This is a genomic window from Paenibacillus amylolyticus (assembly GCF_001570725.1).
In the GTDB taxonomy this organism is placed as follows: domain Bacteria; phylum Bacillota; class Bacilli; order Paenibacillales; family Paenibacillaceae; genus Paenibacillus; species Paenibacillus amylolyticus_A.
On sequence record NZ_BCNV01000002.1, the window covers coordinates 46,549 to 63,532 of the forward strand.

22 protein-coding genes, 1 rRNA gene and 1 pseudogene are annotated in these 16,984 nt (G+C 44.9%); 22 read left to right on the top strand and 2 right to left on the bottom strand.

Annotated elements, in window-relative coordinates:
- Positions 1 to 21: 21 nt before the first annotated feature.
- The 18 genes and pseudogenes from rplO to PAHA3_RS18300 all read left to right on the top strand — a co-directional run bounded on the left by rplO (position 22) and on the right by PAHA3_RS18300 (position 12,614).
- A complete protein-coding gene (gene rplO, locus PAHA3_RS18215; protein WP_062836188.1) occupies positions 22 to 462 on the top strand; it encodes a 50S ribosomal protein L15 in 441 nt (146 codons plus the stop codon).
- Entirely contained in the window at positions 462 to 1,760 is a 1,299-nt protein-coding gene (secY, locus tag PAHA3_RS18220; protein ID WP_047841120.1) for a preprotein translocase subunit SecY, read from the top strand. Before rplO ends, secY begins: the two co-directional genes overlap by 1 nt.
- Positions 1,761 to 1,850: 90 nt before the next feature.
- Positions 1,851 to 2,495 (top strand): adenylate kinase, encoded by a 645-nt coding sequence (locus tag PAHA3_RS18225; RefSeq protein ID WP_036607188.1) that lies wholly within the window; start codon positions 1,851 to 1,853, stop codon positions 2,493 to 2,495.
- Positions 2,496 to 2,498: 3 nt separating this feature from the next.
- The gene (gene map / locus PAHA3_RS18230; RefSeq protein ID WP_062836189.1) at positions 2,499 to 3,251 is read left to right on the top strand and encodes a type I methionyl aminopeptidase; all 753 of its coding nucleotides are present in this window, start codon (positions 2,499 to 2,501) and stop codon (positions 3,249 to 3,251) included.
- 10 nt (positions 3,252 to 3,261) lie between these two features.
- Complete coding sequence (locus PAHA3_RS18235; RefSeq protein WP_062836190.1) at positions 3,262 to 3,570, top strand: KOW domain-containing RNA-binding protein; 309 nt, start codon at positions 3,262 to 3,264, stop codon at positions 3,568 to 3,570.
- 3 nt (positions 3,571 to 3,573) lie between these two features.
- Positions 3,574 to 3,789, top strand: coding sequence for a translation initiation factor IF-1 (infA, locus tag PAHA3_RS18240; protein WP_017692098.1), 216 nt, complete (start codon positions 3,574 to 3,576; stop codon positions 3,787 to 3,789).
- Positions 3,790 to 3,941: 152 nt separating this feature from the next.
- Complete coding sequence (rpmJ, locus tag PAHA3_RS18245; protein WP_003333770.1) at positions 3,942 to 4,055, top strand: 50S ribosomal protein L36; 114 nt, start codon at positions 3,942 to 3,944, stop codon at positions 4,053 to 4,055.
- 20 nt (positions 4,056 to 4,075) lie between these two features.
- On the top strand, positions 4,076 to 4,444 hold the full coding sequence (gene rpsM / locus PAHA3_RS18250) for a 30S ribosomal protein S13 (RefSeq protein WP_062329455.1): 369 nt from the start codon (positions 4,076 to 4,078) through the stop codon (positions 4,442 to 4,444).
- Between the two features lie 19 nt (positions 4,445 to 4,463).
- Positions 4,464 to 4,859, top strand: a complete 396-nt coding sequence (rpsK, locus tag PAHA3_RS18255) for a 30S ribosomal protein S11 (protein ID WP_017692100.1) — start codon at positions 4,464 to 4,466, stop codon at positions 4,857 to 4,859.
- Between the two features lie 136 nt (positions 4,860 to 4,995).
- Complete coding sequence (locus PAHA3_RS18260; protein ID WP_017692101.1) at positions 4,996 to 5,940, top strand: DNA-directed RNA polymerase subunit alpha; 945 nt, start codon at positions 4,996 to 4,998, stop codon at positions 5,938 to 5,940.
- Between the two features lie 34 nt (positions 5,941 to 5,974).
- The gene (gene rplQ, locus PAHA3_RS18265; protein ID WP_017692102.1) at positions 5,975 to 6,340 is read left to right on the top strand and encodes a 50S ribosomal protein L17; all 366 of its coding nucleotides are present in this window, start codon (positions 5,975 to 5,977) and stop codon (positions 6,338 to 6,340) included.
- 159 nt (positions 6,341 to 6,499) lie between these two features.
- Positions 6,500 to 7,273, top strand: coding sequence for a tRNA pseudouridine(38-40) synthase TruA (gene truA, locus PAHA3_RS18270; RefSeq protein WP_062836191.1), 774 nt, complete (start codon positions 6,500 to 6,502; stop codon positions 7,271 to 7,273).
- A gap of 205 nt (positions 7,274 to 7,478) precedes the next feature.
- Positions 7,479 to 7,916, top strand: a complete 438-nt coding sequence (gene rplM, locus PAHA3_RS18275) for a 50S ribosomal protein L13 (protein WP_024633564.1) — start codon at positions 7,479 to 7,481, stop codon at positions 7,914 to 7,916.
- A gap of 19 nt (positions 7,917 to 7,935) precedes the next feature.
- Positions 7,936 to 8,328, top strand: a complete 393-nt coding sequence (rpsI, locus tag PAHA3_RS18280) for a 30S ribosomal protein S9 (RefSeq protein ID WP_017692105.1) — start codon at positions 7,936 to 7,938, stop codon at positions 8,326 to 8,328.
- Between the two features lie 782 nt (positions 8,329 to 9,110).
- On the top strand, positions 9,111 to 9,803 hold the full coding sequence (locus PAHA3_RS18285; protein WP_062836192.1) for a phosphoadenylyl-sulfate reductase: 693 nt from the start codon (positions 9,111 to 9,113) through the stop codon (positions 9,801 to 9,803).
- A gap of 22 nt (positions 9,804 to 9,825) precedes the next feature.
- Positions 9,826 to 10,610 (top strand): annotated as a pseudogene (locus PAHA3_RS18290) (hypothetical protein).
- 68 nt (positions 10,611 to 10,678) lie between these two features.
- Complete coding sequence (gene cwlD, locus PAHA3_RS18295; RefSeq protein ID WP_062836193.1) at positions 10,679 to 11,434, top strand: N-acetylmuramoyl-L-alanine amidase CwlD; 756 nt, start codon at positions 10,679 to 10,681, stop codon at positions 11,432 to 11,434.
- Between the two features lie 79 nt (positions 11,435 to 11,513).
- Positions 11,514 to 12,614, top strand: a complete 1,101-nt coding sequence (locus PAHA3_RS18300; RefSeq protein WP_062836194.1) for an Mrp/NBP35 family ATP-binding protein — start codon at positions 11,514 to 11,516, stop codon at positions 12,612 to 12,614.
- An 85-nt stretch (positions 12,615 to 12,699) separates the two neighbouring features.
- Here PAHA3_RS18300 and gerD read toward each other — a convergent pair whose 3' ends face one another.
- Positions 12,700 to 13,461 (bottom strand): spore germination lipoprotein GerD, encoded by a 762-nt coding sequence (gene gerD, locus PAHA3_RS18305; protein ID WP_062836195.1) that lies wholly within the window; start codon positions 13,459 to 13,461, stop codon positions 12,700 to 12,702.
- A gap of 125 nt (positions 13,462 to 13,586) precedes the next feature.
- Here gerD and PAHA3_RS18310 point away from each other — a divergent pair, with 125 nt between their 5' ends.
- Positions 13,587 to 14,219 (top strand): KinB-signaling pathway activation protein, encoded by a 633-nt coding sequence (locus PAHA3_RS18310; protein WP_062836196.1) that lies wholly within the window; start codon positions 13,587 to 13,589, stop codon positions 14,217 to 14,219.
- Positions 14,220 to 14,319: 100 nt separating this feature from the next.
- Here the strand turns inward: PAHA3_RS18310 and pdaB are convergent, their stop codons facing one another.
- On the bottom strand, positions 14,320 to 15,096 hold the full coding sequence (gene pdaB, locus PAHA3_RS18315; protein ID WP_062836197.1) for a polysaccharide deacetylase family sporulation protein PdaB: 777 nt from the start codon (positions 15,094 to 15,096) through the stop codon (positions 14,320 to 14,322).
- A gap of 122 nt (positions 15,097 to 15,218) precedes the next feature.
- Between pdaB and PAHA3_RS18320 the strand changes: the two genes are divergently transcribed.
- From PAHA3_RS18320 to PAHA3_RS18330, 3 genes are all read left to right on the top strand, one after another.
- Positions 15,219 to 15,836 carry a stage II sporulation protein M gene (locus PAHA3_RS18320; RefSeq protein WP_062836198.1) on the top strand — a complete coding sequence of 206 codons (618 nt, stop codon included), beginning with the start codon at positions 15,219 to 15,221 and terminating at the stop codon, positions 15,834 to 15,836.
- 154 nt (positions 15,837 to 15,990) lie between these two features.
- Positions 15,991 to 16,221: a hypothetical protein gene (locus PAHA3_RS18325; RefSeq protein ID WP_017692114.1), complete on the top strand. Its 231-nt coding sequence runs from the start codon at positions 15,991 to 15,993 to the stop codon at positions 16,219 to 16,221.
- A 478-nt stretch (positions 16,222 to 16,699) separates the two neighbouring features.
- Positions 16,700 to 16,984 (top strand): 16S ribosomal RNA (locus PAHA3_RS18330); the annotation flags it as partial.

Below are 16,984 nucleotides of genomic sequence, written 5' to 3' on the forward strand. Positions count from 1 at the left end.
TTTAAGGAGGTGCAACGAACGATGAAGTTACATGAGCTTTCACCATCTCCTGGATCCCGCAAAGAACGTAAACGTCTTGGTCGCGGTCCAAGTAGTGGTACAGGTAAAACATCAGGTCGCGGTCACAAAGGACAAAACGCTCGTTCTGGCGGTGGAGTACGTCCAGGCTTCGAAGGTGGACAAAATCCATTGTATCGTCGCTTGCCAAAACGTGGTTTTGTAAACCCAACTCGCAAAGAATATGCAGTTGTGAATACTGAAGACCTGAACAGTTTTGCTGCGGGTACTGAAGTAACTCCAGAATTCTTGATGACGAACGGCGTAGTTAAAAACGCTAAATCCGGAATCAAAATCCTGGGTAACGGTGATGTCACTGTGAAGCTGACTGTTAAAGCTAACAAGTTTTCTCAATCTGCTATTGAGAAAATTGAAGCTGCCGGCGGTACAACTGAGGTGATTTAATGTTCAAGACCCTAAAGAATATCTGGCGGGTTGAAGATCTGCGCAAAAGGGTATTATTTACCCTTTTTGTACTGATCATTTACCGCATCGGCTCCTTTGTTCCCGTACCGGGAGTTAACAAAGATGTGTTCGAAGCGACAAATTCTGCGGGTAAAGAAGTTTTTGGACTTCTAAATACGTTCTCGGGTGGAGCGCTCTTCCAGTTCTCGATATTTGCGCTCGGGATCGTGCCTTACATCACTGCGTCTATCATAGTACAGTTGCTTTCCATGGACGTTATTCCTAAATTAGCGGAGTGGGCAAAGCAAGGTGAACAAGGTAAGAAGAAATCTGCACAGTTGACCCGTTACTTAACCATCGGGCTGGCATTGATTCAAGCGTTTGGTACGTCGATCGGATTCAACCGCTTGTACAATACAGAGATGGTGCCTAACGCTACATTTGCAGATTATATCTTGATCGCGATTGTACTTACGGCCGGTACTTCATTCCTGATGTGGCTTGGTGAGCAGATCACCGAGAAGGGCATAGGAAACGGGATTTCGATCTTGATCTTTGCGGGTATCCTATCAACGGTGCCTAATATTATCAAACAAACCATCGAATCCGACTTCATTCAACCTGACCAACTGTTTATGAATATTCTTAAAGGTGTAATCATCGCAATTGTTATTGTGCTGATCATCATAGGGGTCATTTACATTCAGCAGGCGATTCGGAAAATTCCGGTACAGTACGCTAAACGTGTCGTAGGTAACAAAATGTACGGTGGACAGAATACACATATCCCGCTGAAAATTAATGCAGCAGGTGTTATCCCTGTCATCTTCGCATCATCGCTGTTGATGTTCCCAACGATCATCGCCAACTTCTGGGCAGATCGCCTATGGGCACAGTGGATCGGACAGAACTTGACTACACACAAACCTCTCGGTATGTTGCTGTATGTCGTGATGATCTTCGGTTTCACATTCTTCTATACTTTCGTACAGATGAATCCACAGCAGATGGCTGATAATATGAAAAAGAACGGCGGTTACATCCCAGGCATTCGCCCGGGTAAAGCAACCGAGAAATATCTGACCCGTGTCATGACTCGTTTGACAATGGCCGGAGCCATCTTCTTGGCAGTCATTTCCGTTCTGCCTGTATTCTTAGGGGCACTTTCTGGTTTGCCTCAATCTGCGCAAATTGGAGGAACATCCCTCCTGATCGTTATCGGTGTTGCGCTGGATACGATGAAGCAAATCGAAAGCCAATTGATCAAACGCCACTACAAAGGTTTTATCAATAAATAGGCAATAGGTACCGGTCAAGCTAAGATTTACTTGCCGGCACCTATTGTGCTGTTTGTTGATGTAGGGTAGTCTTGGAGGGAGTGACATAACGTGAACATCCTATTCATGGGCCCTCCGGGGGCAGGAAAAGGAACGCAAGCAGACGTCATCGTGAAAGAGTTCGGTATTCCCCATATTTCAACAGGCGATGCATTTCGTCTCGCGATCAAACAGGGAACTCCCATTGGCATGAAAGCCAAGGAATATATGGATCAAGGATTGCTTGTACCAGATGATGTAACCATTGGCATCGTTGAAGAACGTTTGCAGCAGCCTGACTGCAGAGAAGGTTTCCTCTTGGACGGATTTCCAAGAACACTTTCGCAAGCAGAAGCGCTCGATGGCATTCTGGATCGATTGAACTCAGGTCTTGATCATGTAATCAACCTGAAAGTGGATCGCAACAAATTGCTCGCCCGTTTGACGGGTCGTCGAATTTGTAAGAACTGTGGTTCCACTTATCATGTGGTATTCAATCCGCCTAAGCAGGAAGGTATTTGTGATAAATGCGCCGGTGAGTTGTATCAACGCTCTGATGATAATGAAGAGAGTGTAGGTACCCGACTGGACGAGTATATCAACAAAACAGCACCACTCCTCACGTTCTATGAGACTAAAGGTCTTCTTCGTCAAATGAACGGAGAACAGGATATCGATCAAGTTTCTCAAGAAATCGTGTCCTTACTGAGAGGTTAATTGATGATCATTGGTAAGTCCGAAACGGAACTGGGCTTGATGAGGGAAGCAGGGAGAATTGTTGCGGAAACGCATCGTCTCTTGGCAGAGCATATCGCTCCCGGTATTACGACTGGAGAACTTGACCATATGGCCGATCAATACATCCGCAGTCAAGGAGCTGTGCCGTCTTTCAAAGGTTATAACGGTTTCCCTGCCAGTGTGTGCGCTTCAGTAAATGAAGAGTTGGTACATGGATTTCCCGGCAAACGCAAGTTGAACGAGGGCGATATCGTTACGTTTGACATTGGCGCGCAGTACCAGGGGTATCATGGAGATTCCGCCTGGACTTATCCGGTCGGCCGTATTTCCGAAGAAGCCCGTCGTCTTCTGGACGTTACCGAGGCTTCGTTATACGCAGGTCTGGCGCTGGTAAAACCGGACGTTCGCTTGTTTACAATATCTCATGCGATTCAGAAATATATTGAAGATGAAGGGTTCTCCGTAGTTCGTGAATATGTCGGTCACGGCATAGGCGCGGATCTGCACGAAGAACCACAGATTCCGAACTATGGTCTTCCCGATCGGGGACCACGGCTTAAAGCGGGCATGGTGCTGGCCATAGAGCCGATGGTTAACGTAGGTAGACGGTATGTGAAAACGTTGGAAGATAACTGGACTGTCGTCACAGTTGATGGAACGTTATGTGCCCACTTTGAACACACCGTAGCAGTTACACCAGATGGTATGGAAATTTTCACGAAACTGAATGCGTAGGTGATAAGGCATGAACAATCAGTCTAATCCGCAGCTCGGTCAACTTGTGAAGATCCGTAAAGGCCGCAATGCGGACCAAGCCGCAGTAATTGTTGCTATAGCGGACAGTAGGTTCGTATATATTGCGGATGGAGACAAACGTAAGTTTGATCAACCCAAGAAGAAGAATCTTCTTCATCTTGAACTCCAGCCCATGATTAGCAGCGAGGTTGTGAACAGTTTAAACGAGTGTGGTCGGGTGACAAATGGAAAGCTCCGCTATGCGGTTCATTCATTTCTGGAATCCACCAACATTCAAGCTGAAGAGAAAGGAGACTGACTAATGGCCAAGGAAGATGTCATTGAAGTGGAAGGTACGGTTCTTGAACCGCTACCGAATGCAACATTCAAGGTTGAGCTTGAGAACGGTCATCAAATTCTCGCTCACGTTTCCGGAAAACTGCGGATGCACTTTATCCGTATCCTGACTGGAGACAAAGTAGTTGTTCAGTTGTCGCCTTATGATTTAACAAAAGGTCGTATAACTTACCGTAAATAGTAGTAGACAGTTGCAATGAACTGTGAAGCTTATGAAGCGGGTTTTGCCCGGCAAAACTTGCGAAAGCTTCGAAGCCGGTTTTACAATAGTAGAACAAGGTCAATGCTTACGAAGAGGGTTTTGCTAAGCAAAACTTTGAGGAGGTAATTCACATGAAGGTAAGACCTTCGGTCAAGCCGATTTGCGAAAAATGCAAAGTCATTCGCCGCAAAGGGAATGTTATGGTTATCTGTGAAAATCCGAAACACAAACAAAAACAAGGTTAAAGAAGGGGGTGTAGCGTAAAATGGCACGTATAGCTGGTGTGGATTTGCCACGTGATAAGCGCGTTGAGATCGCCTTGACTTATATTTTCGGAATCGGTAAAACGACTTCCCAGAAAATTCTGAGCACAACAGGCATCAATCCGGACACTCGTGTTCGTGATTTGACGGAAGATGAAGTCAGCAAATTGCGTGAAAGTATCGATAAAGAGGTCAAAGTAGAAGGTGACCTGCGTCGAGAAATCTCTTTGAATATTAAACGTTTGACGGAGATCGGTTGTTACCGTGGAGTTCGTCATCGTCGTGGTCTGCCTGTTCGTGGACAACGTACGAAAACGAATGCTCGTACTCGTAAAGGTCCTCGTCGTACAGTAGCGAACAAGAAGAAATAATAAGGGGGGATAAGAGAAAATGGCTAAACCGAAAAAAGTCGTACGTACTAAACGTCGTGACCGTAAGAATATTGAATCTGGCGTGGCGCATATCCGTTCCACTTTCAATAACACTATCGTTACTATTACGGATCCTCACGGAAATGCAATTTCGTGGGCAAGCTCAGGCGGCCTCGGATTCAGAGGTTCCCGTAAATCGACTCCGTTTGCTGCACAAATGGCTGCTGAGACTGCTGCCAAAGCTGCAATGGAACATGGGATGAAAGCCGTTGAGGTTATGGTTAAAGGACCAGGCGCAGGCCGTGAAGCAGCGATCCGCTCTTTGCAAGCTGCTGGTCTTGAAGTTAACCTGATCAAAGACGTAACTCCAGTCCCGCATAACGGATGCCGTCCTCCAAAACGTCGTCGTGTCTAATGAGATTTGCCCCTGCGTGTGGTATATTTCCGGCACAATCTGCTAATAATGGTTGTTTAGGCATACTACTACATGTTTTCGCAAGAGAAGGTAAATGTTTCATAGAGGACCGACGTTTTGAAGGAGGGGTATTGCAGTGATTGAAATCGAAAAGCCGAAAATTGAGACGGTAGACGTCAACGATGATGGCACCTATGGGAAATTCGTAGTAGAACCGCTTGAGCGCGGATACGGTACGACGCTTGGAAACTCGCTTCGCCGAATCTTGCTCTCGTCACTGCCGGGTGCGGCAGTGTCTTCGGTTCAAATCGATGGCGTTCTGCATGAATTTGCTACAGTTCCTGGCGTAATGGAAGATGTTACGGAGGTTATTCTTAACCTGAAAGCTTTGTCGCTTAAGATTCATTCGGATGAGGAGAAAGTGCTCGAGATTGATGCTGAAGGCGAAGGAGCAATTACGGCTGGAGATATCCGTGCTGACTCCGATGTGGAAATCCTTAACCCGGATTTGCACATTGCTACGCTCGGACCAGGTTCGAGACTTCACATGCGTATTTTTGCCAATCGCGGTCGCGGCTACGTCCAGGCAGATCGGAATAAACGCGATGACCAGCCGATCGGCGTCATCCCAGTCGATTCCATCTTCACCCCGATCAGTCGCGTTAACTACGCTGTGGAAAATACGCGTGTCGGTCAAGTGACCAACTATGACAAGCTCACGTTGGAAGTTTGGACTGATGGAAGTATTCGTCCTGAAGAGGCTGTAAGCCTTGGCGCTAAAATTTTGACCGAGCATTTGATGCTCTTCGTGGGTCTTACAGACGAAGCGAAAGATGCAGAGATCATGGTCGAAAAAGAAGAAGACAAAAAAGAAAAAGTACTCGAAATGACGATCGAAGAGCTGGATCTCTCTGTTCGTTCCTACAACTGCCTCAAACGTGCCGGTATTAATACTGTGCAAGAGCTGACTACGAAAACGGAAGAAGACATGATGAAAGTCCGTAACCTCGGACGCAAGTCTTTGGAAGAAGTTCAAGAGAAGCTTGAGGAACTTGGTTTGGGACTCCGTACAGAAGAATAGACAGCCGAGTGCTTGAAGTGAAGGAGGGAAAACAATGGCATACCAAAAGTTGGGCCGTAATTCCAGCGCACGTAAAGCTTTGTTCCGTGACCTGGTAACCGACCTGTTCTTATACGAACGCATTCAGACAACTGAAGCGAAAGCAAAAGAGGTTCGCTCTATTGCTGAAAAACTGATCACTAAAGCGAAAAAGGGAGATCTTCATGCCCGTCGCCAAGTGGCAGCTTATGTTCGCCGCGAAACTATCGATGGTGAGCAAGATGCAATCCAAAAACTGTTTAGCGAATTGTCCGGTCGTTACGCTGAGCGTCCAGGTGGATACACTCGTATCCTGAAACTGGGACCTCGTCGTGGTGACGCAGCGCCAATGGTTTACTTGGAACTGGTAGACCGCGCGTAAAACAGATGAGATGAGGAAAGGGGACAGAATCAACGATTCTGGATTAACCCTTTTTTTCTCTTCATTTCGGAATTCGTGCTGTAATAGAAGCTCCGTAAGGGGCTTCTTTTGCTGTTCGGGATAGGGATATGTATAGTATGGAACAAAGGTGTGGTAATAATGCGGAACTTATGTATGACGTTAACTTATGATGGCACTGCCTATTACGGCTTCCAAGTACAGCCGGGAGGGAATACCATTCAGGACCATCTTGAAGATGCGATTCGTGCTTTGACCGGTGAGACTGTTAAAATTACAGGTTCAGGCCGAACAGATGCAGGTGTTCACGCTCGCAGACAGATCTTCAATTTTCCTACGGAGTCCCAGATCCCAATTGAACGTTGGTGTATTGCACTCAACTCCAGACTACCATCTGATATTGTCGTTATTGATGCGATTGAAGTTTCGGCTGATTTTCATTCTCGCTATGCAGCGAAAAAGAAAACGTATCGTTATACAGTCAATGCGAATCAATTTCCGGATGTATTCAACAGAAGATTGCAGTATCATCATCATGCGAAGCTGGACGTTAGGGCAATGCAGGAGGGCTTGCGTCATTTCATAGGGACGTATGACTTTACCTCTTTTGCTTCACGCAAGTCCCAGAAAGAGAATCACGTACGTTCGGTATACGAAGCATGGATGGAAGTGGACCGATCAATGTGCAGAGACCATCCGCGCGATCAGGGTGTCATTCACATTTATGTGAGTGGTAACGGCTTTTTGCAGCATATGGTTCGTATTATTGTAGGGACACTGCTGGAGATCGGAGAGGGCAAACGGGAAGCCTCTGAGGTACCGAATATGATTGCTGCATGTAATCGTTCTGCTGCAGGACCTACTGCAGTTAGCTGCGGTTTAATGCTCTGGGATCTTGAATACAAAAAAGATTAAATTTGGTGAGTGAAAAGCTTAATTAACACTTGCGATTTAATCGCCTATCATGTAATATAAAAGTTGTGTTTTCTTAATGGCTTTCCCACAGCCCCAATTAAGAGGTTCACATCGAATTTACAATCCATCAACACCTAAAGTTATAACTTAACGAACGAAGATAAATGAAAATGATGATTTTGAACATTTTAAGGAGGAACTTTTCATGCGTACTACGTACATGGCTAAGCCTAACGAAGTTGAGCGCCAATGGCACATCATTGATGCTGAAGGCAAAACCCTCGGACGTTTGGCGAGCGAAGCAGCTGCTTTGATTCGCGGTAAACACAAGCCACAATTCACTCCACATGTGGACACTGGCGATTTCGTTGTTATCATCAATGCTGAGAAAATCGTATTGACTGGTAAGAAAATGCAAGGTAAAAAATACTACCGTCACTCAATGCACCCAGGTGGTTTGAAAGTAACTACAGCTGAAGAGATGGTTAAAAACAAACCTGAGCGTATGTTGGAATTGGCTGTTCGCGGTATGCTTCCAAAAACTCGCATGGGCGAGAAAATGAAGTTGAGACTTAAAGCGTACAGAGGCACTGAGCATCCACATGCAGCACAAAAACCAGAAGTTTACGAACTTCGCGGTTAATTAAAAGGAGGACAGTTTCATGGCACAAGTACAATACTATGGGACAGGTCGTCGTAAACATTCGGTAGCACGTGTTCGCCTTGTACCGGGTGAAGGACGCATTGTCATCAATAAACGTGATATTAATGAATACTTCGGTTTGGAAACACTCAAACTGATCGTAAAACAACCACTGAACTTGACAGAAACGCTTAACAACTATGACGTTCTTGTTATTGCTCATGGTGGCGGAATCTCCGGTCAAGCCGGCGCAATCCGTCATGGTATCTCCCGCGCTCTGTTGAAAGCAGATCCGGAATACCGTGCATCCCTGAAAAAAGCAGGATTCCTGACTCGTGACCCACGTATGAAAGAGCGTAAAAAATACGGTCTTAAAGCAGCTCGTCGCGCACCTCAGTTCTCCAAACGTTAATATTAAAAGCCTTTGGCCTCGGTCAAAGGCTTTTTTATATATTCATGACTACTCACCTTATACTGCATCAGTTGGTGTAATATAGCTCTCATATCTCTCCACATGCTTGTACTTTGTCCCTTCATTGCTTTTGTCGAATCCGCTTAATGTTTCTCAATACAATGCTTTAGTATGTGTGAATACATCTTAAAGAACCTCCCTAAATCCGTTTTACATTATTCGATTTACTCTTATCGATCTTTCACCTCTACTTTCTATAATAGCTCCTTATATGATCATCTATGGGGACTCACGCTGTATTCACTGAATGCATTCGGTATGCTGTATTGCACTTCATTCTCTGTTCTAAGGCTCATCAATATTTCTTATGGAAACGATAAAAGTCCCTTACATATCAATTACTATATGTTGCAATCCTGCTCACCTTAAAACTTGTTCTTCTCTTTCTTCATTTTCAATCAACTGGCGCTATATTGATTCTGCTTATGTAGACATGGACTGTGGAAACCCAACAGCAACAAAGGTTTTCAAGGGTATGTAATCTATTTTGATCTACCCGGTAACTTGGAGCAGTAGGATTGTTTTTATCTGAAAAACAGAGAAATGCGTAAACTGTACCAAAATAATGTTTGCGAGTGGCTTTTAATGTGGGCAAAAACTGATTTATTTTACCATATGGCAGGCATTGACATCCCCAATGAAAGTTTTATACTAAACATAATTCATATTAGATTAGTCGGTTTTAGAATGTATTGAAATGCAGAATGGGGGGGAATTCACAGATGAACTTGTTGGAGAAAGAAGAATTGGCACGGACTAAGGCAGAAGAACTGGAACATGCGAGTCCAGAGGATATTATTCGGTATGCGATTGAGACATTTCCAAATATCACTTTTGCATGTAGTTTTGGTGCAGAAGATGTTGTACTTGTAGATATGCTACAAAAGATCAGCCCATCCACAGATATTTTTTATCTGGATACGGATTTTCACTTTAAGGAAACATACGAAACACGTGACAAGATGCAGGAGAACTATAATCTTGATTTTGTACGTGTATCACCTAAGATTACGCCTGAAGAGCAGGCAGCTCAACATGGTGAAGAGATGTGGAAGTCTGACCCCAACGGATGTTGCAATATCCGCAAAGTCGAGCCACTGACACGTATTCTTTCACAGTACGATGCATGGATTACAGGTATCCGTAGAGATCAAGCGCCAACCCGTGCAAATTCGAAAAAGATTGAATATGACTCAAAATTCGGATTGATGAAATTTAATCCAATTGCGCATTGGACGACGGAAGATGTATGGCAATATATTCGTGACAATAACGTTGTATATAACCCGCTTCATGATCAGAACTACCCGAGTATTGGTTGTGAGCATTGCACACGTCAAGTTATGCCTGGCGAGGACCCACGTGCTGGACGCTGGTCTGGTAATGATAAAACGGAATGTGGCCTTCATAAATAATAGATAAACAAGGAGCTGCAAGATGACATCGATTCTGCTTCATGGAGGTACGCTGGTGCAGCGTATCCTACAAGGAGAAGAACGGGAGCAGTTGTTGCAAGACCAGTATGAATATATCCTCTTAGCGTATTAATACTTGGACGATATCAGATTTGGATCTGATTGGTGTGGGTGCGTTCTCGCCACTTCAAGGTTTCATGAATGAGGAAGATTACCTTTCGGTTGTGTCTCGCATGCGTTCGTGGATGGAACCGTCTGGAGTATACCGATTACACTTATTGTTGACGATACACAGGCGGCATCCCTCCAGATTGGTGAACGTGTGAAACTTGTTGCTGATCAAGATGGGGTAACCGATGGTTTGCTCGAAGTCCAACCTATATACCAGGTGGATCAGGGTGAAGAAGCACGTCGTGTATTCAAAACAGATGATCCAGAGCATCCAGGTGTGAAAAATGGTTGGAGCGTCCTGCAACATACGTAGGAGGTCCAATTAAGTTCTAAACCGTCCGAAACATTGGGCGATTATTACGGAACATATGAAGCACAGGAGATTTATACTAACTTTACGGCTGAGGAACTGGGGATCACTCCGTTGTTCTTCGAGCATAGTTTCTTCTGTACCAACTGTGGAAATATGGCATCCAGCAAAACTTGTTCACAGGATAAGGAACACCCATATGACGCTTTCCGGCACCAAAGTGCGCGGATTGTTACGGTGACGGCCAATGCCCTTCACCTTAATTTACACGTCCTGAGGTAGCTGAGGTGCTGATTGAAGGAATGGCGGATCAAGTCTGGTCCTAACGGTATATTTGTCCATCTTGTCCCATATAGATGATTAGAGTCATTTATAGGGACGAGGTGGTTTTTTTATGCGTAAAAATATGGGGAAGCACTTTGTAGTCTGGATTAGGTTAAAGACAATCAAAAGGGTCATGTTAAGCCTCGGTTTGCTGGCCATGTTAGTGGCGGTAATGTCCTATGAGCTGCCTTCAGCGAAGACGTCAGGTTACTGGAGTTTGCCGATGGCAGGTAAAGTCATTGCTATTGATGCAGGACACGGAGGTCCAGATGGAGGAGCGGTGAGTAAACAGGGGGTTATCGAAAAGGATATCAACCTGGCTATCGCCTTGTATGTAAGAGATTATTTGCAACAGGCAGGGGCCTTAGTTGTGATGACACGAGAAATAGACACCGATCTGGCGGAATCAGACACCAAGGGGTACTCCAAACGTAAGACGGAAGATCTGAAACAAAGAGTACGGAGGATAGAGGATAAGCAAGCGGATCTTTTTATCAGCATTCACATGAACAGTGTTCCTTCAAACCGATGGAGTGGAGCGCAGGTTTTCTATACACCTAATCATCCGGATAACGAAGGACTAGCCAATCTGCTTCAACAAGAGATGGTTCGTAATCTCGAGAATACTGATCGAATCGCCAAAACGGTGAATACAGTTTACCTGTTACAGGCTCTGAAGATCCCGTCAGCGCTGGTAGAAGTGGGTTTTCTTTCTCATCCTGAAGAGGCACGGATGCTTGCGGACGAAGCTTATCAACGTAAAGTAGCTGCTTCGATCTATAATGGGATTCTCAGATATTCCTCAGGAGAACGACCTAAAAGTTAGTCATAACAAGAAGGGTAATGATATAATTGGAACAGCATACCTAATTACATGCCAATAGATAAAGCTGAGGTGCTGTCTGATGTTATCAAAAGAACAGATACTTGAACTATTACAGCCATTACAAGAACCGCAGTTGGGAGTAAGTCTGACCGAACTGGAATGGGTTCGTGATATTATGGTGAAAGAAAATCATGTGGCTCTGACCATGGTGACACTGGAGAATCGGCCTGAGGATACAACAGCCTTGAGCGATGCAGCGCGTAATCTGTTGTCCCAGCACGGAATGAAGGATGTACATATTCGCGTGCGTGCAGCTTCTGAGCATGATCGTGAGAGCTTGAATATGGGACAACCTGATGAAGAGCAGGATCCGGACGAAGTGCTTGTGAAAGGTCATGCAGCGGGTCTGGATGGACACGAGCTGTTAAGTCCTGAATCGGGTGTTCGTTTTATCGCAGTGGCCAGTGGTAAAGGTGGCGTTGGAAAATCAACGGTGACCGTTAATCTGGCTGCTGCCTTGGCACGACAAGGTAAGAAAGTGGGATTAATTGATGCCGACATCTACGGCTTCAGTGTACCCGACATGATGGGGATTGAGGAATATCCGGTCGTGGAAGATGGCGTTATTCAACCGGTTGAGCGTTTCGGCGTCAAAGTCATGTCGATGGGCTTCTTTATTCGGGAGAACAACCCGGTAATCTGGCGTGGACCCATGCTCGGTCGGATGCTGCGTCAATTTTTTACTGATGTTCAGTGGGGTGAGTTGGATTATATGTTACTCGACTTGCCACCAGGTACGGGAGATGTTGCTCTGGATGTGCATCAGATGTTGCCACAGAGCAAGGAAATCATCGTTACCACGCCGCATGCAACAGCAGCTTTTGTCGCAGCACGTGCAGGTGCGATGGCCATTCAGACCGATCATGAGTTACTTGGTGTGGTTGAGAATATGGCTTACTACGAGTGTGGCAGTTGCGGGGAGAAGGATTATGTCTTCGGTCGTGGAGGTGGGGGAAGGCTTGCGGAGAGTCTGCATACGAGCTTACTTGCCCAAATTCCATTAGGCACTCCGGATAATCATCCTTCCGAGCCAGATTTCTCACCTTCTGTGTATAAAGCAGATTCCCGTATCGGATCCATCTACGATGAAGTTGCCCGATCCATTGAATCGAAATTCTAACGGCATGAGTGTATAAATACAACTAAAGCCTGCGTCCATTTGGATGCAGGCTTTTCAGATGCTATGGTGTATCAACACCTACTGTTTATGAACCTCCGCCTTCGCCAGAATCTCCACTGCTTCCACCATCTCCGCCATCACTACCACCTTGACCCTGGTCCTCTTGTTGTCCACCTTGCTCTTGTCCCTGTTGTCCGCCACTTTCTACTTTGGGTTGCAATTCGTCCTGTACAACCTTCTTGAGTAAAGTGAGTACTTCCATACGGAACAATGGATTTTGCATGACTTCCTGCATAACAGTCATCGTCTGTTTGCGATAATCCGGAGTCTTCGTCATATCCATGAACATCTTGGATACCTCGGGTGACTTCATGATGTCTCCAACAGACTTTTGATATGTGGGATCTTTAATCAACTGCATGTGAAGCTGTTTACTTTGAGCGTTAATCACTTTGGCAAATTCACTGGCAAACTGTGGATCTGTCATGATCTTTTCGAATTCCTTCTGGTATTCGGGAGCTGTAATGGTATCTTTTACTGCAATACGTATTTGTTCAGAAGATTGCACAGGCATTAACATTTTCATACCAATGGTTCCCGAACCACCACCCGATCCGCCGCCACCTTCTTCTGAACCGCCGCCTTCACCGCTGGATGAGCTTTGACCTGTAAGAGCTTCCTCCACCGCTTTCTTGCCTTCATCGCTTTTCAAAATATCGACAACCATCGTTTTCATCTCTTTATAACTGCCCTGAGGAGGCGAAGAACTCTGATCTGAACCGCAGCCGGCAAGCATGACGGATAGCCCCAGTACGACACAGCATAGCTGCCACAAAGGCCGTTTCATGTGTACAATCCCTCCTTGATTAGATACTGGATGTAGTATGTGATGGGAAAGGGGGAAATATGTTGAGCAATGATGGTTTTTTGCTGTGAAGGTTGGTAAAATAAACACTCGGGGGTGGAAAACATTTGAATTTACGTAAATGGTTTTTCCTGTTTTGGACAGCCTTGCTTATTGGGGCCGCGGGAGCACTAGGCACAGGATTGATTATGATGCTGGTGAACGGAGAGAAAACAAATGGGTTGAATGATTTTCTTCTGTATCTTCTGATACTCTTTGGATCAGGGGTTATGATCAGCGTGTATTCACAAATGGGTTTCTTTGCATATCTGATATTGAATTATATGGGTAAAGGTGTTTTTCCAAAGCGCGGTTGGCAGATTGTGCAGATTGTACTAACAGTGTTAGCCCTGCTTGACGTGATGTTTTTGCGCCTGTTTGTTGGGGGAGACCGGGAACGCATATCGGATATCGTGCTAGGTATCATTATTTTGGCAGCAGCAATTGTTACCGCTTACGTTAAAGTGAAACTGACTCATATCTCCGCGCTCGTACCTACACTCTTTTTCATGATTGCCGTCACTATAGTGGAGACGATCGGTGTATTACGTATTGATGTGAACGCTGCAACCATATTTATTGTGGTTCCTTTGCTCTTATGTAATGCATACCAAATGCTGATATTGCACAGGCTGGTGGATGTATCTACGAACCAGAGTGTAAGTGGAAAGGCAGAACACTTGAAAGAAAGCCGCGCATAGAATTCGTTTTGCATAAAAAACATACCAAAAAGAGCTAACCTGGTTAGCTCTTTTCAACGTTTAACCTCGTGTTTGAGCTGTCGCTCCAGCAAGAAACCACTTAATGACTACTGGCTTGGTCACGAACCTCTTTACCCTCGACACTGGAATGGTTCAGCAATTCCGAGACGGTAACGAATTCATAGCCCTGATTTTTCAACTTGTCGATAATGACAGGCAGTGCTTCATGCGTTTGTTTGGAGGAATCGCTTGCATGCAGTAACACGATGTCACCCGGATGTGCTTTACTAACCACGCGATCAACAATAGTCTGTACACCAGGGTTTTTCCAATCCAGGGAATCAGTATCCCACTGTACAACCTGATAGTTCAGACTATTGGCTACCTGAAGCACACGCTTGTCAAAGTCCCCGTTGGGCAGACGCAATAATTTCGGTTCTTTTCCCGTTAAATCGGTTAAAATGCTATGAGCTGTCGAAATTTCTTTGCGAATTTCTTCCTCGGTCAGGCTGCTGTAATTCTCATGTCTATGTCCATGGCTACCAATTTCATATCCTGCATCTTTGATTGCTGTAACAATTTCGGGGTGTGTCTTGCTCCAGGGGGAGGAAAGGAAAAAGGTTGCCTTCTGCACTTTATTCTCCTGAAGAACTTTCAAAATCGGCTCTGTCCGTTTATCGCCCCAGCTAATGTCAAAGGTTAGTGCAATCACTTTCTTCTCGGTTGGAACGCTGTACACGGCTGATGGTGCTTCCTCCGAGAATACGGAGACATTACCTCTCTCCAGATAGATAATACCGATCGCAAAAACAGCAGCAACCAGGACAATCAGGTAACGTTTAATCTTTTTGCCGCTAAATACATAGAACGAGTTCATTTCAATAAGCGCCCCTCTCCCATAAGAAATGCTTGTTTACTCTCCAATGTATGCTCGTACTGCCCAGTTATTCGTAACTGAACCTTGTTTGTCCATCATTTTAGATTCTACAGGAGGTTATTATGTTAAAATTCAGTACATTTCTTAGAGATCTTGGTTCCATCCGCAGTGCTTTAATCTGGTCCGTAATTTTGTTTGCCGCAGGAATAGGGGCGGGATGGGTGAGTACAGGTCCACTGGAGGAGCTGTTGTTGAATCAAATCGGAGGATTACGTGAGGTCAGTGAACGGCTGGAGCAGGGAGGCAATGTACAATGGAACTTCTTCCTGTTTATCTTTTTCAATAATGCTATCAAAAGTGTACTTGTCATTTATGCCGGTATATTCTTCGGAATTCTGCCTGTCATCTTCCTGCTGATCAATGGGATGGTCCTTGGATTTGTAGTGCATACCACGATGAATTATGGAGCAAGCTTCTATGATATTGTGGTTAAAGGCTTACTTCCGCATGGCATTATTGAGATTCCGGTGATTATTATTGCTTGCGCATTCGGACTGAAGTTTGGTGGACTAGTTATCAAAAGCCTTGTACACGTTGGCAGTGACAAACGAAATACGATTGGGACGCGGTGGAAAGCATTTATGAATAGGACCTTAACGGCATCTTTCTGGGTTGTCATCTTGCTTCTTGTAGCAGCGATCATTGAAAGCACACTTACGTATGCTCTGGTGAGAGGATAAAATTTTGTGATGGTTGGCATTCATAAATTTTCAGAAAGTTGACCATAACAATAAAACGGGTTCCAGCAGCACCCATAAAAAGCGAATGCACGGGGTGCTGCATGAAACTTGTGTAAGTGTGATAAAGAGGCTATGCACAAAAAGGAGAACTCTAATGCTGGGTATGTTGTTTAACGAGAAGGAATGCAAGGAACTAGACTATGTGCTGCGTAAAGAATTAGATGAAATGCTGTTCGATCTAAGTGATAATCGTCTTGACCAAGAGATTAAATATGCTATCGCGAGCCGATATAAGACTGTGTTCCGCATGTATGCACGCTTTGCCCCGCCAAAAGAGTTGTCCAAGTATGCAAGAGGTGGGAAGCTGAAAAAGTCGAAGCCGTAATGCTAAAGCTGGTCATATATTAGGTGTACAGTAGTGGATGCGAGGTGCGGCTCTTAATATCGGGTGCTGTACCTCTGAACCATGACAATGTTGAAATTGCTGAGGGGTTCATACTTTTTGTCGAAAAAGGGTTGACCTTTCTAATTTCATATGGTAAATTAATTTTCGTTCCTTTTTTAGGAGCGGTTCACCGAAACAAGCATTTAAATAAAGCGATTGAAAAATAATCGAAAAAAATGCTTGCAAAGAGAACTTCAACATGATATATTATAAAAGTCGCCGCTGAAACGACGACAACATGAAAGATAGCAACAAATTGAATGTTTGATCTTTGAAAACTGAACAACGAGTGAGTAACATTCTGCTTGCAGAATGAACGTGAAAGTTTGAAACAAGCCTTGGCTTGAATCGACTGGAGCACAAATGAGATTTTTAATCTCGTCAGATTCAAAATGAGCTTATCGCTCTTTTCAATACTTTATTGGAGAGTTTGATCCTGGCTCAGGACGAACGCTGGCGGCATGCCTAATACATGCAAGTCGAGCGGACTTGAAGAGAAGCTTGCTTCTCTGATGGTTAGCGGCGGACGGGTGAGTAACACGTAGGCAACCTGCCCTCAAGTTTGGGACAACTACCGGAAACGGTAGCTAATACCGAATAATTGTTTTCTTCGCCTGAAGAGAACTGGAAAGACGGAGCAATCTGTCACTTGGGGATGGGCCTGCGGCGCATTAGCTAGTTGGTGAGGTAACGGCTCACCAAG